The organism is Nitrospinaceae bacterium (assembly GCA_018669005.1).
GTDB lineage: Bacteria > UBA8248 > UBA8248 > UBA8248 > UBA8248 > UBA8248.
The window spans coordinates 15,903-41,789 of record JABJAL010000079.1 but is presented as its reverse complement, the minus strand read 5'-3'; the positions used below and the strand labels follow the sequence as shown (position 1 = coordinate 41,789).

At 53.5% G+C, this 25,887-nt stretch carries 28 protein-coding genes and 1 pseudogene; 13 read left to right on the top strand and 16 right to left on the bottom strand.

The window, feature by feature from the left end:
* Window positions 1-37 precede the first annotated feature (37 nt).
* Window positions 38-1,330 carry an MFS transporter gene (locus HOJ95_12685; GenBank protein MBT6395557.1) on the bottom strand — a complete coding sequence of 431 codons (1,293 nt, stop codon included), beginning with the start codon at window positions 1,328-1,330 and terminating at the stop codon, window positions 38-40.
* Between the two features lie 157 nt (window positions 1,331-1,487).
* Between HOJ95_12685 and HOJ95_12680 the strand changes: the two genes are divergently transcribed.
* The 6 genes from HOJ95_12680 (at window position 1,488) to HOJ95_12655 (ending at window position 8,290) form a co-directional block, all read left to right on the top strand.
* Window positions 1,488-2,933, top strand: a complete 1,446-nt coding sequence (locus HOJ95_12680) for an FAD-binding protein (GenBank protein MBT6395556.1) — start codon at window positions 1,488-1,490, stop codon at window positions 2,931-2,933.
* A 2-nt stretch (window positions 2,934-2,935) separates the two neighbouring features.
* Entirely contained in the window at window positions 2,936-4,324 is a 1,389-nt protein-coding gene (locus tag HOJ95_12675) for an FAD-binding oxidoreductase (protein ID MBT6395555.1), read from the top strand.
* 18 nt (window positions 4,325-4,342) lie between these two features.
* Window positions 4,343-5,686 (top strand): 4Fe-4S dicluster domain-containing protein, encoded by a 1,344-nt coding sequence (locus tag HOJ95_12670; GenBank protein ID MBT6395554.1) that lies wholly within the window; start codon window positions 4,343-4,345, stop codon window positions 5,684-5,686.
* A 90-nt stretch (window positions 5,687-5,776) separates the two neighbouring features.
* Window positions 5,777-6,571, top strand: coding sequence for a M48 family metallopeptidase (locus HOJ95_12665; protein ID MBT6395553.1), 795 nt, complete (start codon window positions 5,777-5,779; stop codon window positions 6,569-6,571).
* Window positions 6,572-6,938: 367 nt separating this feature from the next.
* Window positions 6,939-7,751 (top strand): hypothetical protein, encoded by an 813-nt coding sequence (locus HOJ95_12660; GenBank protein MBT6395552.1) that lies wholly within the window; start codon window positions 6,939-6,941, stop codon window positions 7,749-7,751.
* Between the two features lie 86 nt (window positions 7,752-7,837).
* A complete protein-coding gene (locus tag HOJ95_12655; protein MBT6395551.1) occupies window positions 7,838-8,290 on the top strand; it encodes a cupin domain-containing protein in 453 nt (150 codons plus the stop codon).
* A gap of 95 nt (window positions 8,291-8,385) precedes the next feature.
* Here the strand turns inward: HOJ95_12655 and HOJ95_12650 are convergent, their stop codons facing one another.
* The 5 genes from HOJ95_12650 to HOJ95_12630 all read right to left on the bottom strand — a co-directional run bounded on the left by HOJ95_12650 (window position 8,386) and on the right by HOJ95_12630 (window position 12,286).
* Window positions 8,386-8,832, bottom strand: a complete 447-nt coding sequence (locus HOJ95_12650; protein ID MBT6395550.1) for a tetratricopeptide repeat protein — start codon at window positions 8,830-8,832, stop codon at window positions 8,386-8,388.
* Between the two features lie 298 nt (window positions 8,833-9,130).
* Window positions 9,131-9,640, bottom strand: coding sequence for a cytochrome c (locus tag HOJ95_12645; protein ID MBT6395549.1), 510 nt, complete (start codon window positions 9,638-9,640; stop codon window positions 9,131-9,133).
* Between the two features lie 245 nt (window positions 9,641-9,885).
* On the bottom strand, window positions 9,886-10,266 hold the full coding sequence (locus tag HOJ95_12640) for a glyoxalase (GenBank protein ID MBT6395548.1): 381 nt from the start codon (window positions 10,264-10,266) through the stop codon (window positions 9,886-9,888).
* 28 nt (window positions 10,267-10,294) lie between these two features.
* Window positions 10,295-11,152, bottom strand: coding sequence for an ABC transporter substrate-binding protein (locus HOJ95_12635; GenBank protein MBT6395547.1), 858 nt, complete (start codon window positions 11,150-11,152; stop codon window positions 10,295-10,297).
* A 15-nt stretch (window positions 11,153-11,167) separates the two neighbouring features.
* A complete protein-coding gene (locus HOJ95_12630; protein ID MBT6395546.1) occupies window positions 11,168-12,286 on the bottom strand; it encodes a M20/M25/M40 family metallo-hydrolase in 1,119 nt (372 codons plus the stop codon).
* Between the two features lie 357 nt (window positions 12,287-12,643).
* On the opposite strand from HOJ95_12630, the gene HOJ95_12625 reads away from it, so the two are divergent.
* Together HOJ95_12625 and HOJ95_12620 are read left to right on the top strand one after the other, a co-directional pair.
* Complete coding sequence (locus HOJ95_12625) at window positions 12,644-13,036, top strand: redoxin domain-containing protein (GenBank protein ID MBT6395545.1); 393 nt, start codon at window positions 12,644-12,646, stop codon at window positions 13,034-13,036.
* 50 nt (window positions 13,037-13,086) lie between these two features.
* The gene (locus HOJ95_12620) at window positions 13,087-13,794 is read left to right on the top strand and encodes a glycosyltransferase family 2 protein (GenBank protein ID MBT6395544.1); all 708 of its coding nucleotides are present in this window, start codon (window positions 13,087-13,089) and stop codon (window positions 13,792-13,794) included.
* 40 nt (window positions 13,795-13,834) lie between these two features.
* Here the strand turns inward: HOJ95_12620 and HOJ95_12615 are convergent.
* Window positions 13,835-14,291: pseudogene (locus HOJ95_12615) on the bottom strand (hypothetical protein).
* A 105-nt stretch (window positions 14,292-14,396) separates the two neighbouring features.
* Here HOJ95_12615 and HOJ95_12610 point away from each other — a divergent pair.
* A complete protein-coding gene (locus HOJ95_12610; protein ID MBT6395543.1) occupies window positions 14,397-15,203 on the top strand; it encodes a hypothetical protein in 807 nt (268 codons plus the stop codon).
* 17 nt (window positions 15,204-15,220) lie between these two features.
* On the opposite strand, the gene HOJ95_12605 is transcribed toward HOJ95_12610, so the two are convergent.
* Window positions 15,221-15,697, bottom strand: coding sequence for a hypothetical protein (locus HOJ95_12605; GenBank protein MBT6395542.1), 477 nt, complete (start codon window positions 15,695-15,697; stop codon window positions 15,221-15,223).
* A gap of 208 nt (window positions 15,698-15,905) precedes the next feature.
* Between HOJ95_12605 and HOJ95_12600 the strand changes: the two genes are divergently transcribed.
* Both HOJ95_12600 and HOJ95_12595 read left to right on the top strand, forming a co-directional pair.
* Entirely contained in the window at window positions 15,906-16,166 is a 261-nt protein-coding gene (locus HOJ95_12600) for a hypothetical protein (GenBank protein ID MBT6395541.1), read from the top strand.
* Between the two features lie 18 nt (window positions 16,167-16,184).
* Complete coding sequence (locus HOJ95_12595) at window positions 16,185-16,550, top strand: redoxin family protein (protein MBT6395540.1); 366 nt, start codon at window positions 16,185-16,187, stop codon at window positions 16,548-16,550.
* A gap of 56 nt (window positions 16,551-16,606) precedes the next feature.
* On the opposite strand, the gene HOJ95_12590 is transcribed toward HOJ95_12595, so the two are convergent.
* Window positions 16,607-17,800: an MFS transporter gene (locus HOJ95_12590; GenBank protein MBT6395539.1), complete on the bottom strand. Its 1,194-nt coding sequence runs from the start codon at window positions 17,798-17,800 to the stop codon at window positions 16,607-16,609.
* Window positions 17,797-18,996, bottom strand: a complete 1,200-nt coding sequence (locus HOJ95_12585) for an MFS transporter (GenBank protein ID MBT6395538.1) — start codon at window positions 18,994-18,996, stop codon at window positions 17,797-17,799. Before HOJ95_12585 ends, HOJ95_12590 begins: the two co-directional genes overlap by 4 nt.
* Before the next feature lie 111 nt (window positions 18,997-19,107).
* Here HOJ95_12585 and HOJ95_12580 point away from each other — a divergent pair, with 111 nt between their 5' ends.
* On the top strand, window positions 19,108-19,893 hold the full coding sequence (locus HOJ95_12580) for a methyltransferase domain-containing protein (GenBank protein ID MBT6395537.1): 786 nt from the start codon (window positions 19,108-19,110) through the stop codon (window positions 19,891-19,893).
* Between the two features lie 79 nt (window positions 19,894-19,972).
* Here the strand turns inward: HOJ95_12580 and feoB are convergent, their stop codons facing one another.
* From feoB to HOJ95_12555, 5 genes are all read right to left on the bottom strand, one after another.
* Entirely contained in the window at window positions 19,973-22,240 is a 2,268-nt protein-coding gene (gene feoB, locus HOJ95_12575) for a ferrous iron transport protein B (protein ID MBT6395536.1), read from the bottom strand.
* Window positions 22,237-23,268, bottom strand: coding sequence for a DtxR family transcriptional regulator (locus HOJ95_12570; protein MBT6395535.1), 1,032 nt, complete (start codon window positions 23,266-23,268; stop codon window positions 22,237-22,239). Before HOJ95_12570 ends, feoB begins: the two co-directional genes overlap by 4 nt.
* 215 nt (window positions 23,269-23,483) lie before the next feature.
* Window positions 23,484-23,933 carry a GIY-YIG nuclease family protein gene (locus tag HOJ95_12565; GenBank protein ID MBT6395534.1) on the bottom strand — a complete coding sequence of 150 codons (450 nt, stop codon included), beginning with the start codon at window positions 23,931-23,933 and terminating at the stop codon, window positions 23,484-23,486.
* Window positions 23,930-24,319 (bottom strand): RidA family protein, encoded by a 390-nt coding sequence (locus HOJ95_12560; GenBank protein ID MBT6395533.1) that lies wholly within the window; start codon window positions 24,317-24,319, stop codon window positions 23,930-23,932. Before HOJ95_12560 ends, HOJ95_12565 begins: the two co-directional genes overlap by 4 nt.
* Before the next feature lie 32 nt (window positions 24,320-24,351).
* Window positions 24,352-24,744: a hypothetical protein gene (locus tag HOJ95_12555; protein ID MBT6395532.1), complete on the bottom strand. Its 393-nt coding sequence runs from the start codon at window positions 24,742-24,744 to the stop codon at window positions 24,352-24,354.
* A 224-nt stretch (window positions 24,745-24,968) separates the two neighbouring features.
* On the opposite strand from HOJ95_12555, the gene HOJ95_12550 reads away from it, so the two are divergent.
* Entirely contained in the window at window positions 24,969-25,307 is a 339-nt protein-coding gene (locus HOJ95_12550; protein ID MBT6395531.1) for a hypothetical protein, read from the top strand.
* Window positions 25,308-25,390: 83 nt separating this feature from the next.
* Here HOJ95_12550 and HOJ95_12545 read toward each other — a convergent pair whose 3' ends face one another.
* The gene (locus HOJ95_12545; GenBank protein ID MBT6395530.1) at window positions 25,391-25,795 is read right to left on the bottom strand and encodes a cupin domain-containing protein; all 405 of its coding nucleotides are present in this window, start codon (window positions 25,793-25,795) and stop codon (window positions 25,391-25,393) included.
* Window positions 25,796-25,887 lie beyond the last annotated feature (92 nt).

Here is a 25,887-nt window from a genome sequence, read left to right as displayed (position 1 = left end):
TTGATTTTTAAATTTTTTTATGAGTTTGTCGAGAAAGTTAGTTATTTCTTGCGGCCACTTTTGGATAAATAACCAGGCAGACGAAACTCATGGAAAGAAGACCTGCAATTATGATTGTAAACGGCACATTGTAGCTTCCCACCGCATCGAAGATAAAGCCTGCGGCCGGCGGGCCGACAACACCCCCGAGCCCGAAGCAAATTTCGAGAAATCCCATGATGACGCCAAAGTTTCGCCCTCCAAAGGCGTCCGCCGACATGGCCGAGTGGCAGGCCGACATGCCCCCCATACCAAATCCGTAAACGAGAACGAAAATGATGCCCATTAAGATTGATCCGCCTGCAGCCGGTAAGGTGAGGAGAATGATGAGCCCCATTGCCGAGACAAAGGAGGACAGGGCTTGTGTTCGCGGTCTGCCGATAGAGTCGCTCAACCAGCCCATGCAAGAGCTTCCCGCCATACGTATGAGGCCGATGCCACCCAACAAGAGCGCAGCGGTTGCGGTCCCGTACTTTGAGTCCACGAGAAAAAGTTGAAGCTGGCTCATGATGGTGTTGTTGTTTAGCCCAAGGAAAAAGACAATGCAGGCGAGTAGCCAGAAGCGGCCATCGTGCCTTACCTCGTCGAATACTTCCCTGATGTTGGGTTGCTCTTTCGTTTCGGGTTGAGGGATGGGGGCTGGGGCCGTCAAATCCGGGGGTAGACCGTCCATCGTTTGGCCCACGTCATCGGGGCCATCGCGTAAAAAAATCAGTTTGAGGGGGACCATGATAAGAAGAATGGTCACGCCGAAGAGTAGAAAGGTATAACGCCATCCGACATAGAAGATGAGGCGCTCGATGAGGGGGAAGAAGACAAGGATGCCGACACCGCCGCCGGAGAGATAGATGCCGGTTGCGAGGCCGCGTTTTTTCTGAAACCAGCGCGGCATAAGGGCGCCGTGGAGTGCAAAGCCGCTCATCGACATACCGACACCAATAAAAACGCCGTACAAGAGGTAAATATGCAAGAGGGAACTGGTGAAATAGCCGATAATGAGGCCGCTTCCGATTAACAATGAGCCCCAGGGCATAACGGCTCTCGGGCCTTTTTTGTCGAATATTGAACCGATGAGCGGGCCCGAGAGAGCATAGCAACCGAGCATAAGCGAGAAGGCCCCGCCGAGGGCGCCTCGGCTCCACCCAAACTCATCAATAAGGGGAACTTGAAAGATAGTGAACGAAAAACGTGCTGAGTTGTGAAACCCCATGGAGAGGAACGAAACACAGACGATGATCCAGCCGTAATATATACGAGGCCCTTTCGGGGTATTGGTTGCGGGTGTGTTCAAGAAGACCTCTGAGACTAAGTAATATGAATAAAAAATGATTATACGCTCTCTTACGTGCTCTGTCCCGTCTGGGAGGTGTCGCAACGTGGGGCGGTGGCGTTATAATCGTTGGAAAGGTGGTCTTTTAGAAAATTTGTTCGGTAAAAGGTGGTTGTGAATGAATCACTCTGGACTTGTTGAAAAACTCATATCGGCCATTGGCGAGGATTATGTACATACTGCCCACGAGGCGATGCGCACCTACGACCACGATGCGTTGATGATTTACAAAGGCGAGCCCGGCGTTGTGGTTCTTCCAGACTCAACGGAAGATGTTAGGCAGGTGATGACGATCTGTCATGAGGCTGGTGTTCCTGTGATTGCACGCGGAGCAGGCACCTGCCTCTCGGGCGGCGCGACGCCAGCGCCCGGTGGCGTGCTCCTCGTTACGACGAGGATGAACCGTATTCTTGAAGTGGATTACGAAAATATGCTGGCTCGCGTCCAGCCGGGGGTTGTTAATCTTCATCTCTCGAATGAAACACGGCCCAACGGATTCCACTATGCGCCCGATCCTTCCAGCCAGATGGCCTGCACGATTGGTGGAAATGCTGCTGAAAACTCAGGCGGTGCTCACTGTCTCAAGTACGGGATGACGACGAATCACATCATGGGGATGACTGTGGTTCTTTCCTCGGGAGAGGTCGTCGAACTGGGGGCAGATGGTGAAGAGGTGCCGGGGTTCGATCTAAGGGGCTTTTTTGTCGGCTCTGAGGGGACTTTTGCTCTAACGACTGAGATTACCGTCCGATTGGTGCCTAATCCCGAGGGCGTGCGTACGATGCTGACGACGTTTTCAAATGTGGGCGACGCATGCCGGACGGTGAGTGATATTATTGCGGCTGGAGCCGTGCCCGCCGCTATGGAATTGATGGACCGCTATACTGTTGAGGCGATCGAGAAGGTCATGAAGGCGGGATATCCCCAGGATGCAGCGGCCGTGCTTCTCATCGAGCTTGATGGTTTGGTGCCGTCGATGAGGTCGCTTGAGAAGATAGTTCGTCAGTTTAGTGAGGAGAATAAATGCACCTCGTTCAGGCTCGCCGAAAACGAGGAGGAGCGCGAGGCACTCTGGATGGGCCGAAAAAAAGCTTTTGGCGCCTTCGGAGCGATAGCGCCTGCCTACTATTGCCTAGATGGTACTGTTCCTAGATCAAAATTGGCAGAGGTGCTGGCCGAATTTGACGAGATAGGAAAGCGCTTTGGATTTATCGTCACCAATGTATTTCATGCCGGAGACGGAAGTCTACACCCCAATGTTCTTTTCGACGACAGAATCCCCGGAGAGACGGTGCGTGCCGTTGCGTGCGGCTCTGAAATCCTGCGGGCATGCATTCGTGCCGGAGGGGTGCTTTCGGGTGAGCATGGTATTGGCATAGAAAAAATGCGTGAGATGTCCGATCAGTTTGATGAGCCAACTCTCAATATGATGATGCGAATGAGAGACGCAATCGAGCCAACCGGTCTTCTCAATCCAGGTAAAATTTTTCCAGGGGAGGATGACCTGTTTCCTGTCGTTGAGAGTGGCGCAGTCTCCTCGCACGCCGCTGGAATGTCGAAATAGTTATGTCTTCTCCATCTCTTGATAAATTTGCTAGCGCCGTTCTTGCCGATACTGGCGAGCGGGACCTGATCACCGAAACGGCATCGGCTGGCTACGGGCTTGGTGGAAAGGTGCCCGCTCTCGTGGCCCAGCCGAGGACGCATGAAGCTGTGGCGCGGGTACTCGCACGAGCGAGTGAGGCTGGTCTAGCGGTTGTGCCCTGGGGTGGCGGAACGAGTCGGCGGGGGGGCTATCCCCCGGCGCGCTACGACGTGGCACTCTCGACAACAAAACTCTCGGGTGTCGTTGATTTTCTCCGCGATGATCTGACGGCTATTGTCGGTGCGGGTATGACGGTTTCCTCGTTGAATAGTCTGACGCTTCCAGAGGGCCAGACGGCGGGACTCGATCCACCTTTTTCTGATAGGGCCACTGTCGGCGGAACGATTATTGCCGATCGCTCGGGCCCGATGCGGGTGCGGTTCGGTCGTGCCCGGGATCGCGTGATGAGGATGCGAGTGGCGCTTGCCGATGGCTCGACACAGACCTATGGAGCGCTCGTAGTGAAAAACGTAACTGGCTACGACATGAACCGCCTGTTGGCCGGGAGTTGGGGGACGCTAGCCGTCGTAACCGAATTGGCGATTCGCCTTTATAAAAATCCCGAGCGGGTAGAGGCGCGAGCGGCCGGATTTTCATCTGCAGCAGAGGCCTTTGCAGCCGCAGAAAAGTTGACGCGCATGGCGCTTTCTCCTATGTGGGTCGAGGTGGTGGACGCTGGCCGAATAGCTGACCTTCGTGGGGGATCAGTCGGAATCGGTCTTCCTGGTCCCTGGTGTCTAGCCGCCGCGTATGGTGATTTCAAGGAAGGCCTAATGGAGCAGCTTGGCCGGGTCGAGGACTTGTTCGAAAAACAAGGGGGCGCCGAATTGCATCGTTTCCATCCTGAGGAGGCGACCCGTCTTTCTCGGGCGATGGCGGATTCGCCGGGTGGTGAGTTTATCGATTCGGGCGCTCTAGAATTTCGAGCCTCGGGGCGACTGGACCAACTCCCTCGATTTGCCGCAGCGGCGATTGAAGCTGCCCGGGCGGGCGGGGGGTATCGTCTTGTGTCTGGGGCGCATGCCGCCAGTGGCGTCTATCGGTGTTGGCTCTCACCTGGCTCCGAAAACGTATCGCCGCTCGCAGCCTGGGAGGCGTTTCGGGAAGGCTGCCGCGCCGGGGCGGACCGGGAAAAGGGGAGGGCTGTGCACGTTGCGCTCAGTGCCGCGCCCGCCTCGTTGCGGGATGAGACAGATGTTTTCGGAGAAGACGCGCTCGCCTCGCCCGCGATTGAACTCATGCGTCGTCTCAAGGCCGAGTATGACCCTCAGGGAACGCTCAGCCCCGGGCGTTTCGTTGCCCGCATTTAACATAAGGGAATTATTCGTATGACTAGCGAGGCCGCCTTCCCTGTTCCGGTGTCGGAAAATCCTTTTCTGGGGCCTGACGGGGTGGACCGTGATGTTATTCAACACTGTATCCATTGCGGATTTTGTACGACTAGCTGCCCCACGTTCACCATCATGGGAAATGAGATGGATTCGCCCCGTGGGCGCATTTATCTCATGCGTCTCGTGGTGGATGGCGAGATGGAAGTGAGCGAGACCGTCATCAAGCATCTGGATCGATGTCTGGATTGCCGGGCGTGTGAGACGGCGTGCCCATCGGGTGTGTCTTACGGCAAACTCATTGGTGCGGCGCGAGTGGGAATCGAGAAAGTGCGGAAACGCTCGCTGGGCGAGCGGGCGCTTAGGCGTTTTCTTTTCAGGTGGCTATTGCCGAACCGCCCGCTGCTTAACTTCGCTGCAGGGCTCACTCGTCTCTATCAAACTACGGTTCTGGGTGTTTTGGTTCGGTGGCTTGGATTGATACCTAAAAAGCTGGCGCGCCTTGAGCCGATGTTGCCCGAGGCGCCCGAGGTTGGCGTGATGATGCCGCTTCCGCCCGAAGTTCCCGCTGTGGGCGAGGAGCGACACAGAGTTGCATTTTTCGGCGGATGCCTTCAGTCGGCTCTTTTTGGAGATGTGAACCGCGCCGCTGTACGCACGCTGGCGGCCAATGGTGTGCGGGTAATTTTTCCACGCGAGCAAACATGTTGCGGTGCGTTGCAGGCCCATGCAGGCGATCAGGAAACGGCGAGAGAACTTGCCCGCCGGAATCTTGAGGCGATTGATCCCGATGCTTACGATGCGATAGTTCTTGCCGTATCGGGTTGCGGCGCCATGCTTCATGAATATGCCGAATTACTTGAGGGTGATCCTGTTTTCGCTAAAAAAGCTAGACAATTCAGTGAAAAGGCGATGGACGCGACAGTTTTTCTTTCTCAAATTGGAGTGCGAAACGCGAGACATCCTGAGCCTCAGCGGGTCGCCTATCATCACCCCTGTCATCTATTCCATGCCATGAAGGTTCGCGCCGAGCCCCTTGATGTTTTGCGCTCGGTGGAAAATGCTGAAATCGTGCCGCTCCGGGAGAGTGACTGGTGCTGCGGCTCGGCTGGTAGTTACAATCTGACGCAGACAGAGATTTCAATGAAACTGTTGGATAGAAAGATGGGACATATCCATGACTCGGGCGCTCCGGTACTTTGTACTGGTAACCCTGGCTGCCAGATTCAGATCGGTTTCGGCGCCAAGGAGCGAGAGATCGATCTTCGTGTGGTCCATCCTCTCGTGTTGCTGGATGAGGCGTACCAAGCGGAAGGGTTTTATAATGGCGCGCTGCTTCCTTGATGGCGAAAACGATTTTTAGTTAGATGTTATTTTTCCGTTTTATCTTATTGAGGTGTGTGAGGTGGAGTTGAATTTAGGAAAGGGCCCAGAATGAAATTTCACCGGATACTGCCAGGAATTACAGTTCTCCTCCTCCTAGTGGTCACTGCTTGCTCGAAGACGCCCTATACGGGTCGCGAGCGTCTTCTTTTGCTCTCTGAGGGGCAAGAGTTGAGCATGGGTGCACAGTCATTTAAGAGTTTGATGAAAACAAACGAAAAGAAAATCAACCATGATCCGGCGATAAACGAACATGTTCGCCGGGTGGGGGAGCGAATCGCTCGTGCATCGGGAAAAAAATATAAATGGGAGTTTGTTGTTATACAGGACGATAAAACGCCAAACGCTTTCGTCTTGCCGGGTGGGAAGGTTTTCGTATATACGGGTCTTCTTCCCATCACGCTGAACGAACACGGGCTGGCCGCAGTCTTGGGACATGAGGTGGCGCACGCTATCGCCCGGCATGGAGGCGAGCGGGTGAGCCAGCAAGTTCTTGTCTCAACTTCGATGCTTGCTGTTAGTTTGGCACTATCGAAGAGCGAATCCCGAACTTCGCAAATGACGATGGCCGCGCTGGGCGCTGGCGTCTCGGTGGGATTAATCCTTCCGTTTTCTCGTCTACATGAATCCGAGGCTGATCGGCTAGGTCTGATTTTCATGGCCAAGGCGGGCTATGACCCAAGGCGGGCTGTCGATTTCTGGCGGCGAATGAAAGAAAATTCAGAGAAAGATGGCAATAACAGGCCCCCGGAGTTCCTCTCGACCCACCCTTCGGGAAGCACCCGAATACGCGATATTCAGCGCTGGTTGCCCGAGGCGCTCAAGTATTACAGGCCACGAAATTGAAATTGCTGTCACAATCATCTATTAAACGAATGTTCAAGCTCCTCGATGACCAGTTCAAGGCGAAGTAGGGATGGTTTTAGTGAATTTTGGGGTAAATGTAATGGTTGAGTGCCCGGGTTCACATTATCCGGATTGGAACGATAATTTCATAAGAGGTTATTTGTCAGTCGTTTAGGTGCTCTCACCCGTCATTATTTTACTTATTCGTTTTTTGGTTCTTCCCTTGATAAATGCTATGATTTTCATGTTGGACAAAGATGAGTTGTCTAGTTTTGCAAGGGGGGTGACTGGACTTTAGTAATAGGACTCATCTTTTTAATAGGCTTTAGGCAATGCATTTTTTAAGTCGCTGTAAAGGGGGGCTGATATGGGTCTTCGAATTAATCAGAATATTTCGGCGTTGACGGCGGCGAGAACACTTCAGGCTCGCCAAAAGGCCTTGTCTAAATCTCTTGAGCGCCTCTCGACGGGACAGCAAATTAATAGCGGGGCCGATAATCCATCCGGATTGATTATTAGCGAGAATCTCCGCGTTCAGGGCGACAGCCTTGAAAGAAATATTCAAGGTGATCAGAGAAAAATAAATGAATTGAGAACCGAGGACGCCAAGCTAGGGGAGGCGTTCGATCAGTTGCGCTCAGTTCGCAACCGGGCTCTAGAGGCGGTTAATACCGGCGGCACAGATGCAACGGCCAGGGCGGCGAATCAGACTTCGGCGCAGTCTTCCGTATCGTCCGTGTCAAAGGTGCTCAAAGGCATCGATACGACGGACGAAGGGGTGGACTCCTCTAGTCTTTCAGGGATATCGAGTGATTTAGAAAAGATTGATATTTCCACCCCAAGCGGCGCTCAGAAAGCTCTGGATACCGTAGACGCAGCTATCGAAAAGCTCTCTACCTATCGGGGTGAGGTGGGCGCCCATCAGTCAAACAACCTTGAGGCGGGCGTTCAGCGGCAAGGCGTTGAACTTGAAAACCTCAGGAGCAGCGAAAGTGCCATTCGGGATACGGATTTTGCCGATACAACGGTAGAATTTGTCAAAAACAGGGTGCTCTTCCAGGCGAACGCAGCTGTCCTCTCAAAGGCCAATAAGACGGCGAAATCGGGTCTACAAATTCTTAATTCGGTCGGAAATGGCCCCAGCACGCCGGGGCCCCGAAATCTTCTGGGTATCGCCTAGCTTTCCGATTTTTTCTATCCGTAGTAGGTTCACCACCCGAGAGTGATTTTTTCGTTTAAATATCAATAGATATCAAAGGAGAAGGAATGAACGTCAAGGCAGCCGAAAAAAAACAACGTTGGGCAGTCGTGGACTCGACGGCCATCGGTGTGGACAAAAAATACGAGCCACCCCTGATCATCGCCTGGGGTGTAGATTCCCATGCCGTGGGAACGCAGACGATAACCATGGGCCGCACCATCATTCCGCCACAGGGCCGCAATCAGCGCCACTATCATGTTTGTGATGCGACTTTCTATATCGCCAAGGGGCCTCTCGTCGTTTGGATGGGTGAGGAGAGAGAAGAGCACACCGTTCAGACGGGCAACTTCGTTTATGCCGCAGCGGGAGAAATTCACGGTCTCTTTAATCCGAGCGAGACCGAGGATGCCGAGTTGATTTTCACTTACGGCAATTGTCCGAACCGCGATGCCGCACGCACGATTTATGTTGAAGAGGCATGGCAGGAAGAGGATAAAAGGGACAGTATTCCCGGCTAATACATTTTGCCAATGTTTTGAATTAATAATGAAAGCGGCCGACTCGGAGAAAACCCGGGGCGGCCGCTTTTTTTTGTGAAATGACATGTAGTGGGCTAATTGAGCATAGAGAGTAGTTCTTTGAAGCGGTTTTGTAGGAAAGCCTCCTCGGGCGCTCTCTGGATTGCCCCGTACAATTCACCGATGGCCTTTCCGTGCTCGTCCCGCAGGATGTGCCGCCGCGCAAGGTTCATATAGGGAAGATGCCGTGATTCATAGCGCGACGCGCTCTTGGCTTTTTCGAGCCATTCGACCGCCTCATCGAACTCCTTTAACTCCATGAGATAAGAGCCGATGTCGTTGTAGGGATTCCCAAAATCAGGGTCAATTTCGATGGCCTGGTGGCACTCCTCGATGGCTTCCTCGAAGCGATCTTGAAAAGAGTACATCCAGCCGAGGTAGGTATGTGCATCGGCTGTGGGACAAAACGCGATGGACTCTTTGTAAAGCTCTATAGCCTTGTTGATGTCGCCTTCTTTGTGAGCGTCTGACGCCTCGCTCATTAATTTGAGGGCGTAGGATAGATCGATATTGATACGGGCCTCGTCTTCGTATCTATCTTCAAAAGATTCGGTGGGAAATTTTTCCTGCAAAGTGTGGCCCTCTGTATTCGATATCACATGGGGAATGGCATCTACAACATGCCCGACTAGATGTTATCGCTGTCCGATAAGAAGTCAAGAGATATATAAAAGTTTGAAGTGCAAGTGTTTACATTTTAGACAGTCATATGATTAAAAAAATGAAAAAAATCCCCGGCCTGTTGAGAGCCGGGGATTTTTGAAGTTGTTTGAAAAAATACTACTTTTTCATCCGCTTCTTCTTTTTCTTCACGCGATACCCTTTGTGGCATTTACCGCAATTGGCGCCGACTGTTTTGATGCTGTTCTTGACGCCGCCCATATCCTGGCCATCGGCAGCCAAAGCGAGAACCTCTGCCGAGGTGACAAGGTTCGTGGCAACTTGGGTGAACCCGCTCCAGTTGCCCCATATTTTGTTTGTTGCCGTAGTTTTTCCGGCGAGGGTTTGATGCTTGAAGGTACCGGGTATTTTGCGCGCTAGTTTTGCGATGTCCTCGGCAGCCCACTTAATCTGGCGCATGGGACCGATGCCGCTGCCAGCCCGCATGGTGATTTTGATTCGTTTCATGTTGCCTGCGATGCCGCGCATAACTTTTTTGCGTGCTTCAATTTTCGGATTATTGTACTTGAATATTTGGCCTAGATCATCATTGAGCTTAACGCAGCCTCCGATGAAGCCTGTTGCAAGTACGACGACGGCTAACTTCTTCCAGAATCTAAGTTTCTCCATTTTGCTTCCGCTCCTTCATAAGAATAAACGAGTAACGCTTACTCCCCCCCCTAAACATTTCAAATCTGATTTATTTTTTTGAGAATTTACATCTCGGCAATAGAGGCCGATTTGTAAATCTTAAAACACTTTCTATCGAGAACATGGTAAATATACCATATTCGCGAAGATGGTATATATTATTTAGTAAAAAATTATGGCAAATCCCTTGGGGTTTGTTGTTTAGGGAATCTTCCGTTTAACTCCTAAGAGCCAAGAGGAGCGAATATCTCAAGCAAGTTGTTGGAGGGGTCTCTGAAAAAAAGCTGACGCATTCCGATTTTATGGTTAATGCCGTCTTTGACGAAAATACCCACGGCCTCAAGCCTTACCTTCATGGATTCAAGGTCGCCGCCGCTGAAAGCAAAGTGTGTTTCTCCGGCGCCAGTTCCCGGAATGTTTTCGCCGTTTTCTAAAGTTGTTTTCTCCGTCAGATGAAGCTGGACAGGTCCGACCTGGAACCAATGGCCAGCGTTGGGAAGGTCCGGTCGGTCAATTTCCACAAGTTCGAGCAGGCCGGCATAAAAATCCCTTGCCTCCTCGAGAACATCAACGGCGATGGAAATATGGTGAATGCCGTCAAACATAATGATGCCTCCTGACTGATTGTCTGGCTCAGTCCACAAATTCAGGTTCTGTGTGGTTGGGGATGATTCCGGCCTCGGCTGCGCGGGCAAGAAGTGTGACGACGGCCTGACGTCCCGCCTCGCCGTATGAGCGCGTCCAGTCGTTGACATACATGCCAACGAAAGTATCGGCTTTCTCGCGCGGAAGATCCCGGGCGTAGGCCATGGCGTGGTCCAAGGCCTCTTCTCTGTGCTCAAGCGCATAATTGATGCTCTCGCCCAGGACGCGGCTTACCTCGCGTACGCACTCGGGCCCAAGATCTTTCCTGATGACGTTGCAACCCAAGGGAAGGGGGCCTCCCGTTTCTTTTTGCCACCATATGCCCAAATCCTCGACAAGGTGGAAGCCCTCCTCCTCGTAGGTGAGTTGGCCCTCGTGGATGAGAAGCCCGGCCTCGACTGCGCCGCTTTTTACCTCGTCCATGATGTGGTCAAAATGCACGACACGATGCTTGGGCTCATCGCCTCCCAGGTAGAGGCGAAGTGTGAGGTAGGCAGTCGTCAGAAGGCCCGGCACTGCGATTTCGACCCCGCGAAGCGCCTCCTTGGTCATGGGCTTCCGGGTGATGATGACCGGCCCGTAGCCGTCCCCGAAGCTCGCTCCGTGAGGGAGAATGGCATATTTGTCGGCGATGTGGCAGTAGCCGTGAAAGCTCACCGCGCTGACTTCGTACTTGCCACCGAAGGCTGCCTGGTTGAGTGTTTCTATATCGTGCAACTCGTGAACGAACTCATAGCCGCCCGCATCGATTTTGTCATTCGCCAGGGCGTGAAACATGAAAGCGTCGTCAGAGTCGGGGCTATGGGCGACTCGAATGGTCTGTGGCACGTAAAATTTCCCTTTCATAAATCTATCGGAGGATTATTCTTTGTAGTCTTTCCCTTTTTTCGGATAATCACCCTCGGACGTGGTGCGCAGGAGGGCGCCGATTAAGGCCGCAGTAGCATTGAGGTCGGACTCCATGAACATCTCGGAGGGGCTGTGTGCGTTCCGCCGGGGAAGATTCAGCGTCACGGTCGGAAGCCCGCCCGGAAGCGAGCGGCTCAAGGTGGCGGCGTCCGTGAAGGTGCCGACATAGGCGTCCTCTTGTATGGCAACGCCAGAACTCTCGGCGGCGCGCCGCACCCAGGCGACCATTTCCCGTGAGGGAACGTGGCCCAAACGACTACCCGGCGAAAAATCGTATCGCCTTAGGACAGGTCCTTCTCCCAGGCGTACACCGAGCGCATCGTTGACTCCCGCAGGCCCCTCGGCCCCGACCGTATCGATAACGATGGCCAGATCGGGGGAATGGCGGCCGATTGTGTGGCTGGTCGATAGAACGGACGCCCCGCGCCCGCCAACTTCTTCTTGAACGCAAAAGGCGGCGCTTAGGCGGAGGCGGTTTGCAAGGGCTTTCATATTGAGGAACGCCTCGATGCAAAGGGCGCACCCCGCCCGATTGTCCACCGCCTTTGATTTCCATACGCCATCGCTCAACCCCTCGAACGGACTATGGAAGACACCTTGCGTACCGGGGCCGATGCCGAGGGCAGAGGTAGCTGCGCCGTCCAGTCCGCCCAGGTCAATCCACATATCCTGCACGCCGGGATGCTCTTGCCCGTCCCTGGCCTGGAGGTGCCCCGCTCGTATGTTGACCACTCCGCGATGGAGTTTGCCATCCTCGGTGAGCAGATCGATTTCCTGGCCCGGAAGGGCGGCGTCTGCGACCAGACCCACTTTGTCAAAACGCACTGCGCCCCCGGGCTCGACTTGTCTTACGACGAGGCCCACTTCATCCATGTGGCACTCAATCAAAACGTGGGGAACAGTGTCCACGGCGCTGTGGCGTGCAATCAGATTGCCGAATGCGTCTGAGCGCAGAATATCTGCAGAGGGGTTGAGAATTTCCACGATACGATCGCGGACAGCGTCCTCGCGGCCAGGCGGACCGGGTATGGCGCATAATTCGCGCATGTGTTCGAGAAGTTGCGTTGCCATACGTCTCTCCTCAGCTAAAGATAGTTGTCACTCGAATGAGTGACGGCGGGTTGATTTTGGCATGTGCTGACACCGTTTGCCAAGCCGCCTCGCCTCTAGGGATGGATGATATGCCGCTTTTGGCGGTTTTGCGTCCACTGCCGTATGATGACGTAAATAGCCGTGGATCTTCTGGTTCGGGGAGGTGTTTGGGGAATGGATAAAATGGTGGGAGTTGGCCAAATGGCTCCTGATGTCTTGCTGGAGGATGGGGAGGGGAAGTCAGCTTCTCTATCTGGATTTTGGGAGGAGTCGAGACTCGTCCTCGTTTTTATGCGTCATTTGGGATGAATTTTCTGTCGCGAGCAGATGGCGCAGTTGCGCCGTCATAAAACCGAATTTGAGGAAAGGTCGATTCGGCTTGTTGCCGTGAGCCCCTCCGAGGGGGCCTCGGCCGTGTCGGTGTGCAGTATTTTCGATTTTCCGTTCACCTGTCTCGGCGACCCCTCAGGGGATGCTTACGATGCTTATGGCCTGGAGCGGGGAAATCTTGGGCGGATTATAAGTCCGCGCACTATTTGGCGGGGCTTTTGGGCCTTTGCCCAAGGAAACCGGCAGGGCGCGCCGATAGGCGATAGGTTTCGCCTTCCGGGGGCATTTGTGGTGGACAAGGGCGGAGAATTGTCGTGGGCCTGGCGGGGCCGGGACGCATCTGAGCATGCGCGAGCCTCTGTTATCTTATCGGCTGTCGATGAGTTAGCGAGCGGGTAGGCTGTTTTGTAGGTAGTTCATCTCATTTTCTTATCGATTTTGGAGCCGAAATGGGCGCAAGCGAAACGAAAGAAATTCTGTTGAGCGTTGTGATTCCTTGCTTCAACGAGCGGGATACCATTACTGAAATCGTTGGACGCGTTCGCGCTGTTCCTCTGAATCTTGAAATCATCGTTGTGGATGATGGAAGCGTGGACGGGACAAGGGAGATTCTCGCCGGGCTCGAAGGAGAGGGTGTTCGTGTCCTTTTGCATTCAGAAAACAGGGGAAAGGGGGCGGCGCTCTCGACCGGATTTGAGCTAGCTCAAGGGGATGTGATTGTCATTCAAGATGCGGATCTTGAATACGATCCTTCCGAGTTACCCGAGCTGCTTGCGCCCATTGAAAAAGGGTTGGCTGATGTCGTCTACGGTTCGCGTTTTGGGGGAAAACCCCAGCGGGTCCACATGTTCTGGCACAAGATGGGAAATCATCTGCTGACTTTTTTGACGAATATATTATTTAACTGCACGCTCTCCGATATGGAGACTTGCTACAAAATGTTTCGGCGCGAAGTGATCGAAGGAATGGTCATCGAGTCAATGCGATTTGACGTGGAGCCGGAAATAACCGCTAAAATTTTAAAGGCCAGGAAATGGCGCGTATTTGAGATGCCCATTTCCTACTATGGCCGAACCTACGAGGAAGGAAAAAAGATCACTTGGCGCGATGGTGGCGTGGCGATCTGGACTTTGTTTCGTTATCGCTTCTGGGACTAAGGGTGCCTTGAGCCATTCGGTGTGAAATTATCAAGCCTACTTAAAGTCTGGAAATGATGGCCTCGGCAGCCGATATGGTTCTTTTTGAGGACCTTCCAAGTTTATCGATTACGATGTCTTCCTCCTCAAGCGCTTTCCATACGGAATTTTCGATTCGCTGGCCTGCGGCGGCCTCTCCGATGTGTTTGAGAAGCATCGCACTCGATAAAATCTGACTCAACGGGTTGGCGGATACCCTTGCCGGCAATGTCGGGCGCCGAGCCATGGATAGGCTCGAAATAAGAATATTCGTCGCCGATGTTGCCAGCCGGGCACATTCCGAGCCCGCCGATAGTTCCGCCCCCTAAGTCGCTTGAAATATCCCCGAGCAGGTTTTCTATTACAAGAACATCGTAGTGGGCCGGGTTCTGGACGAGGGTCTGTGCAGCGGCATCGGGGCCGATATTGTCCCCGGGGATGATAATGATGCTGCAGCTTCGCACATCAGCCCCCTTGATGAATGAAAAAACGGCTCCTTATTCATACACTAACGAGTCCCGAAATTGTATGATAGCCGTATTGTTTCGGTCTTTTTTTTTTGCTCGAATTTTTGGGAGGCCTTTGTGGCGCTCAATCAATTAGGAAGTTTAGAGGATCCGGCGTTCGTTGGTTTTCTTGAATCGACACGACCCTATAGCTACAGAATAGGCGGGCAAATAGCAGAGTCTAATGGCGATGTCCAAATTTTTGTGGATAGTGCCGAGCAGCCGTCTCTGTGTGTTCACGGAGGTCGAGGTTGGCTCGCCACGCTGGGTACTACAGAGGCGATTATCGAAAATCTGGCCGACCTGGATCAAATGGCGCTCGGAATGGAGGCGGCGGGCGAGAAACCCTATCATCCCAACGCTCAACAGGAAGAAAGAGTCATGAGGTTGAGCGCGCTTCCAGCCGATGTGCGCGAGGCCATTATATCGAGGCGCCCCCTTGTTCGTGAAACCCCATGCGGCCTCTATATCCTCGCGGAAGATGAATTCACGCCTGTTGTTGATGGTCCGCCAATGGATAGGATTCGGGAGGATGAAATTTCTCTGGTTTCGAGTATGGGGCAGCATGGCGAGCGCGACGCCTATATCACCGAGCGTATTGCACGGGCGCCGCACGCTGCTGTTCATGTTGGCGATGAGTTGGCGGCCTATATGATTGTTCATGCGAATGGCTCGATTGGGATGCTCCACACGATTGAAAAATTCCGTAATCAAAAACTGGGGCGCGCCGTTGCCTCGGCGCTTGCCGCCATGCAGATAGCGCGTGGTGCACCAGTCTATTGCTACATCATCGACGGCAATACGCCCTCGCAACGTGTTTTCGGCAGTTTGGGGTTTCGCCGGGTGGCGGATGTGTCATGGAGCGTTTTTGAGATGGAGAATTAATACGTTTCTCTTGGAGCCTATCGCGTTGCGAAGGTGATGTATTCTTGACGTCTGGCGTCTAGAAAGTTGGCGAGTTGAAGGCGACTTGAATCTCGCGGGCCTTTTCTTGAGTTGTGCTTGATGATGCGAATTTCCTTGTTGAGGCGTCCCGCTTCGGTGAGGGCCTGGTCGGTCAGGGCGTAAAGAGTGATTAAATCACGGAGTTGATTTTCAAGATCTCGTTTTTCCGTGAAAATATCCTGTCCGGATGTACGGATTTTGAGTTTTTTATTGATGTCTTCTATGAGTGAGGAAATATTCAGAATTTTTTTCTTGGTTTCCTGAATTCGAATTTCCCTATATTTTTTAGCCGTTTCGGCGTCCAATTTTTTTGTCTGGGTTGATGGGTCGCCTTTTTTTTCCTGGGAATAAACGCTGCCGGGAAAATCAGAAGGCGATAGGGATGCAGCAGCGAGGGTTATTAATCCGGTCAAAGCGATTTTTAAAGTTTCCATGTTATGTCCTCCACTTCGGCCATTTGTTGTTAGGTGTCGACAACTCTATATATATTAAACCTTTAAGGTGAATGTCTCAATCGTATTCTGAGAAAAAATTGCGCCACCCTCGACAAAACCATTACAGATCAATAACCTAATTATCGTCAGATTTTGGGATATCTTTAGAAATACCCGATTATCACTGTTGTATCCAAGGAGACAGTTCATGCAGAAACAAGATCATTTCGACAGGCCGCCCGGCCCCATGGGGGGGATGTGGAGCCTCTGGTATCTGGACCCTGTTCGAACGCTTAAACGAGAGTTCGCCGGTTTTCGAAAAATTCGCCACAAGGCCTTCAAGGAGTTGCTTCAGCCGGGCGACACGGCCCCTCCTGTCAAGCTTAAGACGACCGAGGGTGTTGAGGTGGATTTTGCCGATATGTTGGGGAAAAAGAACATTGTCATCGAGTTTGGCGCCATCACGTGACCGCCTTTTCGCCGGCAGGTGCCTGGCATTGATGAATTATATCAAAAGTATAAGGATAAGGATGTTGAGTTTTTTGTCATCTATTCGAAAGAGCCTCACGCGGGCGAGCGCAGGTATTTTAAAAAATATACGCAACATACCTCCTACGAGCATAAACTTGGCTACGCAAAGGAGCTTGTTGATATTTTCGGAATGAAGGTGCCTGTTCTCGTGGATGATCTTGACGAGGCGGTGGTGGAGTCCTTCGGGCGCATGCCGAATATGGTCTACGTCATCGATAAGGATGGAAAGATCGCCTACAAATCAAACTGGACGGAGGAGCCTCGGATCGACTTGGTTCTTGATGAACTGGTGAAAGAGCAAGGGGTTAGTGCTGGCGCCTAGATTCTATTGTCGATAGAAAAAACGCGGCCCCCCATGGGGAGGCCGCGTTTTTTTGTTTAGCTGAATTTTTTCTCGTCCGGGAGGAAAAAGGCGAATCCCATGCCGATGACCAGGCAAATGGGAAGCGCCCAGAAGGTCAGGAGAAGGCCAATGTCCTCGGCGACCCAGGTGAGCGGGATGACTGATATGCTCGCGACACCCCACGAGGCCCCGAGGGTAAGCGAGCTGGCGAATCCCCTGTGCAATGGCAAGAATTCCTGGGCATAGGCCATGCCGACGCCCATGGGCATGTAGAGACCAAAGCCCAAAATGGAAAGAAAGACCAATGCCAGGCCTGGCGTTGCCGCGAGAAATCCCACCAGGCTCAAAATTGAAATGGCGATTCCACTCACAATTATCTGCCGCTTTCCAAGGCGGTTGGCGAGTGCGCCCCCGACCATTACCCCTGCCATCCCAAAGAAAAGAAGCAGCGAGTTGGCGATTCCGCCTTGCCAAAGGCCGAGCCCCATCTCGACATAGAGGGTGGGCAGCAGGCCTTGCATGTTCACCGTAACGACTGCTCGGGAGATTGTGACACCGAGCAGGATGGAGAGTGGGTGTCTCGCTTTCCAGAGTGCGGCCCCGAGGCCCCGGAAAATATCTTTGTCATGCGACTTGGCGGCCTCTGGTTTTGGCAGGCCGCTCAAGATGCCGATAACGGCGACGATGTTCACGAAGATGTAGAGCCAGAGCCATTCCATCCCCCACCATTTGGCGATGAAAAGGGCGATGATGGGCCCCAGGGAAAAACCGAGCCTCCCGCCCGAGACGAAAAAGCTGACGGCGAGGCTTCTGTGCCTGTCACTAAGCGAGCCCGCCCGAGAGGCCATATCGGGGTGCGCTATTCCTGCGAGCACCCCACCAATCGGGATCGATATGGCCACCCAGGTATATGAGGGCAGCCACCCTACCGCCGTCATGAAAAAAGAGCTTCCGATGAGGCCGATGGCCAACCAGGGAAGCCTGGGCCACCTGTCGGTGATGATGGCGGTGAAAAGCTGGGTTCCCGCGACGAAAAAGGCGAGCAGACCCACCAGAACACCCGCAGCCCCGAGATCGATATTGAACTTTTCGCTTAAAAGAGGAAGCAGGGGTGAGAGAAAGCTTATCTGGCTGTCCACGACGAAATGCGCCAGGAACAAAAGACCGATGGCGCCCCAGGGGGCAAGTTCGTTCTCTGTCTCGTTCTTCTCGTTGATGTCGTGGCTCATGCGGCGCTCTCTGGCCTGGGGGTGTCTAGATTTTTACTCACCTGGTGAAGAATAAATGCGATGACGCTCGATATGCCGAACAGCACGGCATAGAAAAGAAACGAAAACCTCAGGCTCACGGCCTCGGCGACGAGTCCGCCGATGAGCGGCGATATTGTGCTTGCCCCCTCGTTTATGGCGTAAACAAGGCCGATGGCACTGGCACGCTGTCTTTCTTCCACCAATTCGGTACCCACGGCAAGCACTAGACTAGGCACCGGTGTGAGGAGGACGCCCACGGAGATTATGGCGCAAATTACGCCGAGAGTCGTCGTTGCCAGTGAAATAGAAGCCAGCGCAAGCCCGCAGAACAACGTCAGGACAAGGATGAACATCGTCTTGCTTCCCTTATCCGACCAGCGGCCTACGATGATCGTCGTTAGTGTGCCCATAATGAAATAGGAGGATATGGTCCAGCCAACGCTCTGGGTGTCGAAACCAAAATTTTGCGCCAATAAAAGCGGGAGGAACGTCATAAGCCCTCTGAAGCCAGTGATGCGAAAGGTGGAGAGAAGAATTAAAAGAATCAAGGGTTTGTTTCTTACGAGGGCGCCCAGGGTCGCACTCGCCGCTTGTTTCATCGAGCGGTCGTCGCGCGGTATGTCCTCGAACAGGCGCCAAATGATTATCGCCATGATAACTCCTGGGATAAGCGCCAGATGAGCGGCCATACGCCAGCTGGCAAAATAGACGGTCATCCATCCCACAAGGACGGGGGTAATAATGCTTCCGACATCGCCGCCGCCTGCGAAGATTGCCATGATGAAGCCGCGTCGCTCGGGGCTCTCTCTGGTGATGAGTGCGATGGCGGGGGGATGATAGGCTGAGCATCCTAGGCCGCTAAAAAAGACAAAAATCAGAAATACGCCATAAGTCGGAGAAATCCCGTAGAGGAATACAGGGATGGACTGCACAAGCAGCGAGATGGTTAGCACAGTGCGCCATCGCCCAAGGTAGTCGCCCAGAAATGATATGGGAAATTGAAAAATGCCGTTGGCAAAGGCATATAAAGACGCAATTATGCCTACTTCTACATAGTTTAAATTAAATTCGGTGGCGATTATCGGGATAATCGGCGTTAGAAAAAAAAGGTAAAATGAATTAACGCCATGGCTCGCAGCAATGGCGGTAATCTTTGTATCTTTCGCCGAATCCATCCAGGATGGTCCCCGGTGCTAGGGTGTGCCGCAAGGCAGAGGAGGTTTTATACGCTTGTGCGGCTAAATGGGTCAATGAATAGCATGGACCAGGGGGCAGGAGGTGGCGTTTTGCAACAACCGCCTAAATTTGACGATAAAACGGCCCGCCGGGTGGAGGAGGTCTATTCCACCCCGGATGAAGAGGGTCAACGCGCTTTTGTGATGGAGGCGCTGGCGCCCCGCAACGGCGAGCGGGTGCTCGACATTGGCTCCGGGCCCGGCTTTGTTCTGCGCGATATTGCCGAGGCCGTCGGGCCATCGGGCCGGGCGGTTGGTGTGGACCCGACCGGGGCGATGAATGAGCTGGCGCGGGCAAGGTGTGCCGGGCTTGTAAATGTAGAAATCAAAGAGGGGGATGCCAACTCTGTCCCTGCAGGGGCTGGCGAGTATGACGCAGCCGTTTCCACCCAGGTTTATGAGTATGTTACCGACATCGAGGCGGCGCTCTCGGAGCTTAACCGCGTTCTTAAGCCTGGCGGGCGGGCGGTGATTCTCGATACCGACTGGGACTCGCTCGTGTGGAGCGCGAGGGATGAAGAGCGTGCGCGCCGCATCCTGAAGGCCTGGGACGCACACCTAGCCAATCCGCACCTTCCCAAATCGCTCTCGGCCCAGCTTCGCGCGGCGGGCTTTGAAATCGAGCGTCGAGATGTTTTTACGTTCCTCAACCCCGAATACGATCTTGAAAGATATAGTTGCCGAATGCTGAACATCATTGTCCCCTTTGTTATCCGATACGGGGACATACCTAAAGAGGAGGTGAAGGCCTGGGCTCGGGAGCTTGAGGAGCTTGGCGCCGAGGGGAAATATTTTTTCAGCCTCAACCGCTATCTTTTCGTCTGCCGAAAACTCTAAAGCAGCTAGAGGCCTAATCCCTTACGCTGGAACAACGCAAACAAGAGCTTGAATCTGCCTTCCTCCCTCGCGGGAAGTATTAGTAGCCACCCCCTGCAACGAGACGCCACACCTGAGCTACTACAAAGCACAGAGCAAAACCCATCACGACAGGCAAAAGGGCGGAAACCGCCGTCCACTTTCCGCTCCGCGTTTCCTTCCAAATGGTGTAGATGGTGGTCGAGCAGGGGTTGTGAACGAGACTGAATAGCAGAACGTTTACGGCGATTAAGAGGTTCCATCCGCCTCCCTTGAGGAGTTGGGCGGTGGCCCCTTCGGAATCGAGTTCGAACATCACGCCCGACCCCTCGCCCACACCCGTCATTCCCCCGCTCAGCACGGTGAGCATCAAGATCGTTGGAATAATGATCTCGTTGGCGGGAATTGCGATGATGTAAGTCAGGAGAATGAGGCCGCTCAAGCCGACCATATATCCAAATGGATCGAGCCAGTTCATCATGAGTTGCGCCAGGCTGATATCACCAATCGGGATATTCGAAATGAGCCACAGAAGCGCCCCGGCCGGCAAGGCAAAGATCACTGCGCGCCATAGAACGAGTAGGGTGCGGTCGATCATCGATGTGTAGATTGTTTGAAATATGCGCGGCGGGCGGTAGGGAGGCAATTCGAGGCTGAAAGTAGAAACCTCTCCGCGGAGAACCGTCCTGGAGAGAAACCAGGAGGTGGCAAATGTGAAGAACACGCCCAGCATGGCCACCGAGACAACGGTCAGGGCCGAGAGCAATCCGGCAAGGTGGGCTGGGGCCAGACCGCCTATGAAAATAGAGGAGATCATTATCTGCGTGGGCCAGCGTCCGTTACAAAGCGCAAAATTGTTGGTGATGATAGCAATCAGGCGCTCCCGGGGGCTTTCGATGATGCGTGTTGCAACCACTCCGGCGGCATTGCAGCCAAACCCCATCGCCATCGTCAGCGATTGCTTGCCGTGGGCCCCCACGCTTCGGAACATGCTGTCGAGATTAAAGGCCACTCGCGGTAGATATCCAAAATCCTCAAGGAGGGTGAACAACGGGAAGAAGATCGCCATTGGCGGCAACATGACGCTTATGACCCAGGCGGTGCCAAGGTACATGCCGTCAATTAAAAAACCATCGAGCCACCAGGGCATTCCGATGAAAGCCGCGCCGCTTTTAAGCATGGGGTGAATATTTTCGAGAAGAAGCGTGGCAAGCATGGCCGAGGGTACATTCGCCCCCGAGATCGTCAGCCAGAGGATAACCGTGAGGGCGAGCACCATGATCGGAAATCCAAAAATTCGGCTCGTCACCAGACGATCGATGGTTCGGTCCAAATCGAATTTCGGCTCCTGCCCGCTTCGCGACACTGCACGGTCTGCGATGTGGGCGGACTCGGTATAGATAGTTTCCATAAGCGTCTGGTGAAAGTCGGCACCGATGTTCCAGCGAAGCGAGGACGCCTCGGCGAGGATCTTATCGCTCTTCGTGGTGTCCCATGGCGCATTTAATCTCGATGCTGCCGTTTGCATGTGCGTTCCGTCTTCTGCTGTTTTAGGTGCCAGTATGTTTTCCAACTCACCGCTTTGGACGGCTTCGACTATCCGCTCATCGGCGTCCAGAAGACGAAGGGCTATCCAGCGGGCGTTAGGCAGTTCGGGAAACCCTTCGCTAACAGTGCCTGCTAGGCTGTCCACTGCGGATTTCAGGGGAAGAGACTGCCCCTTTATCCTTCGCGGCTTGCAAACAATCTGACCTGTTGCCACCTCGGCGATTGTCTTGTTGAGGAGATCCAGCCCCTCCCCGAAGCGGGCCGATGTGGCAACTACGGGTACACCCAGATCCTTGGCCAGACGTCGCTCGTCGACCGCCAATCCGTGCCGCTTGGCCTCGTCCATCAGGTTGAGGCAAACGACTGCGCGATCCGTTATTTCGAGCACCTGAAGAACCAGGTTGAGGTTGCGCTCGATACGGGTGGCGTCCACCACGATAACGGTCACATCCGGCTGCCCGAAGAGGATGAAGTCGCGGGCGATCTCTTCATCGTAACTGGTTGAGAGCAACGAGTAGGTACCCGGCAGATCTACTAGTTTGTAACTCTGCCCGCCTATCGAGTAGCCGCCTTCTGCGCGGGCGACAGTTTTGCCGGGCCAGTTGCCGGTATGCTGACGGAGGCCGGTCAGGGCGTTGAAGACGGTGCTCTTTCCTGTGTTCGGGTTTCCGGCCAGCGCCACGACAAAATCCCAGTTCTCCATATCGACGCCGAGCTTGATGAGGTTCTCGGCGTTGTGAACAGGACAGTATTCGCAGGCGGCCGCTGGTTGACTGCTCATGTGGTGACTCCTTGAGGTTCGTTAATCTGGACCATCCCGGATTGCTCACGCCTGAGCGCAATTACGGCGCCCCTGATTCGGTAGGCGGTGGGGTCTCCGGTGGGGCTGTTCATTTCGCAAGTTACCTCGGTGCCTGGAATAATGCCCAAATCGAGCATGCGCCTCCGCTGGGAGCCTCTGCAGGCGGGAGAAATACTAGCGACCTCGGCTTTTTCCCCGGGCTTAAGATCGGCGAGTGATTTGAGGGAAACGCTCATTTCCTGCCCCTCGGGTACAGGGTGGACAGAAAGGTTGGCCGCAACGACAGGGGCGAGCGTGTATTCGTGTGCGTCGGCCTCGAAACGAATTTCTTCGGGCCCGCTCTCAAGTACACGAACGCGCATGCCTGGGTGTAAATCCTTGGCTACGAGTTCGGCGTGGATCGCCTGAGGCTCGTCTTCGACATGGACAATCGCGGCAAGTTTGCCGGGAGAAAGTTCAGTCAAGGGTGTTCCCTGGGGTGGGGGAATGTCGCCATGCGCCGTCGGGATGGGGTCGCCATGAGGGTCGAACAATGGGTTTCCCATCTGCGCCGCCAGAACCTCTGATTCCTCGGGCGTGGTCTTGTGCTCGCGGTACTCGGCACTTTGGTGCCACTCGGCAGGATCAAGGTTTGTCTCATCGGATAGATAGCGCTCTAGGAGACGGTGAATTCTGATGGTGCGCAGGGCATAGCCTCGGCCCTCCTCGGTGACCACATAAGCACCCCGCGCCGATGTCACGAGTTTTAACTGCTCAAGGCGAACGAGAAGTTGCGCGGCTCGGTTGCCCGAAATGCTCAGGACGCCTGAGATGCTGTGGAGGGTGCAGGGCAACTGGCGGTACTCACAGTCGTAGACGTGCTTGAGGGCGTCCTCGATCAGGATGCGTTCGGTGGCTCGAAATGTTCTCAACCAGGGCCAAAAAAATCCCCGAACAGGCCAGAAAAGTACCACGGAGAGGAGCGTGATAATGCCGGCGATGATGAGTGCTGCAAGCGGGTCGGTCATGTGTCTCCTCGTCGATCTATTTTCAGGTTTTCACTATTGATAAATTTTAGGGCGTTAATGTGCTAAAAATATTATTAGCCATGTCTAAATTAATTTCAAGTCCTATTTGTGATTATTGTCTTAAAAGAGATCTTTTCCTTCCTCTAGGAATCTCAGCGAGAGAATATGAGATGAAATATCGGTGCGGTAACTATTTGTAAGATATTGATAAATCGTTATTTATGAATTTTTTCGAAGTCAGGTGACAAATTGCCCCAGTAGAATAAGTGTGCCGGGCAGGAACTGTCCGAGGCCCCGAATCCGGGAGCGGGCACGGCATTGTTCCCCGTTTGTTTTTGAGCTAACGCGAGAAGCGCACGAGCAAGCCTCTCCTCATCACCGGGCTTGGTGGATGCAATCACCTGCACCCCGATGAATTTTGTATGTCGTCTGAAGTAGTCGATATGCCAACGGAGCGTTTTGTCGCGACGGGCGTGCCGCGCCACCCGTGCAGGAAGCGCCCGCATGGATCTGCCCGTATAGGTGTAATAGCCCGCCGGAAAAACAAAGCGCCCGAGCGCGCCCACCTGGATACGCCGCTCTTTGCCGAGATGAAGAACGAGATGATAAACGCCTGAGGGGGGAAGTGATTTGAATTTTTTGGGTAGTGGCGAAACTTTCTTCACCCCGGCAGGGTGCCCGTCGCATCGATCTCGACGAGCATGTCGGGGTGAGCCATGCCATCGATGATGAGCCCCGTCGAGGCTGGGGCGTACTCGCCAAAAAATTCGGCAATGACGGCGTAGACGGGCTCTCTGTGAGCCCGGTCAGTGACATAGGTGGTGAGCTTGACGACGTGCGAGAGGTCGCCACCCGCCTCTTCCATCAATATTTTGATGTTCTCGCATGCCTGCCTGGCTTGGGCAGAGGCGTTGCCGGGCGTTATCGGCTCGCCGTCGAGACCAAAACCGGTCTGCCCGGCCAGATAAACCGTGTTCCCCGAGACGACGGCACGCGAATAGCGGCCTGGTGCGTTGGTGGCGTTTATCTGTCGCAAACGTTTATCGGCCATGGCGAATTGTCCTCTTTTCAAAAAAATGAGTCTTAACCCTCAAACATTTCCGCCGAGGCGACTTCGATGAGGTTGTTCTCGGGATCGCGAAAGAAAATCTGCGGGTAGCCATAGGGCTCGTCATGAAATTCGATGCCGTGCTCACGAAGATTTGCCTTTACGCCAGCAAGATCGTCGGTTAGTAGGCCAAAGTGGTGGTCCATGTAGCTGTCCTCGTTCTCGCTGATGGAATTCTTGACGTGTCCTTCCCGCAGTTTTGACAAATGAATGTGGTGTCCCTCGCCGGATTCGAGCCAGTAGCCAGGGAAGGGGAATTCGGGACGAGGCAATTCGGGAAGGCCCAGTACGTTGACGTAGAAGTTGTGCATGGGCTCTAGCTCTCGGCAATAAATACTGAAGTGTTGAAGAAGCTTGATCTGGGCCATGATTTCATATCTCCTCGAAGATGCCATTGTTCAGTGTAGTTAACCATTATGAAGATGAAACGCCGCATGTTTCAAGCCGCCGTATGTATTGGAGAAATTAGATTTTATTCACTTGAAACAAGTGTCGCCGGGCACCTCTGGGCTCATGTTTGAGTGGAATTAGGCAATCGAAATCGTGATATTATTAGCAGGCAGTGTTGTTATCACCGTAAAGGAGTCTGAATTTGTTCGTTCACTGGTTTCGCAGGCGTCTTGGATGGTTTCTTTATCTGGGGGGAATCGCCCTTCTTGTTTATGAGATCTATCTCTGGCGGCAAGACGGGATTTGGAATCGCTACCCGATAGCGTTGATGGTGGAGGAGTTCGCGCATTCGGTGTCCATCGTGATGGACCAAATCCCCGGGGCCCAGGCCGAAGGGGTGGAGATGTGGTCGAGATTCGAGAATTCGGACTTGCCCTACTATGTCGCACGTTTTTTTAAAACGATTCCCATATCGGGATTATTTATGGTCTTCGGCTATTTCGGCATTAGGTGGGACAAATACCTGGGGCATCACAAATAAATCACTGGGCGCAAATATCCGCTTATTCGCCGCACAGGAGCCCCAGGGCCAGTGAATTTCTTTTGCCTGTTTTATTCTTAAATCTAATCCTCGGGGTTTGCTTCCTTGATACGTGCATTGATCGCATCAACCGTGAAGAGTTCGCGGTCTTTGGCCAACTCGGGATTATGTACCGAGGAGAAAACTTCAAGGGCCATGCCTGGCTCGTCGGTGCTCATCATCTGAAGCATATGGGGGACGTCAGCTTTCACATGAACAACATCGCCCGGAGATAGTTGACGGATATCGCCGTCGAGGTTGAATTCCCACTCGCCAGCCTGGATGTAGAAGATTTCCTCCTCCCCGGGATGCGTGTGCATCTTTGTTGGGGTGCCGCCCGGCTCGGTAATGAGGTGCTGAATCTGCATGGTGTCGCCGAAAATTCTTCTATGTGTAACGCCTGGTCGCTCGTTCGTTACAGGAAGCATGTCCCAGTTATAAAAGCTCATGTCGGTTTCCCTTTCCGTTAGAATGAAAGAATATCAATGTTGCAAACCTACCTAAGTTTCATGGAAATTCCAATTGCGTGAAAAATGGCTGG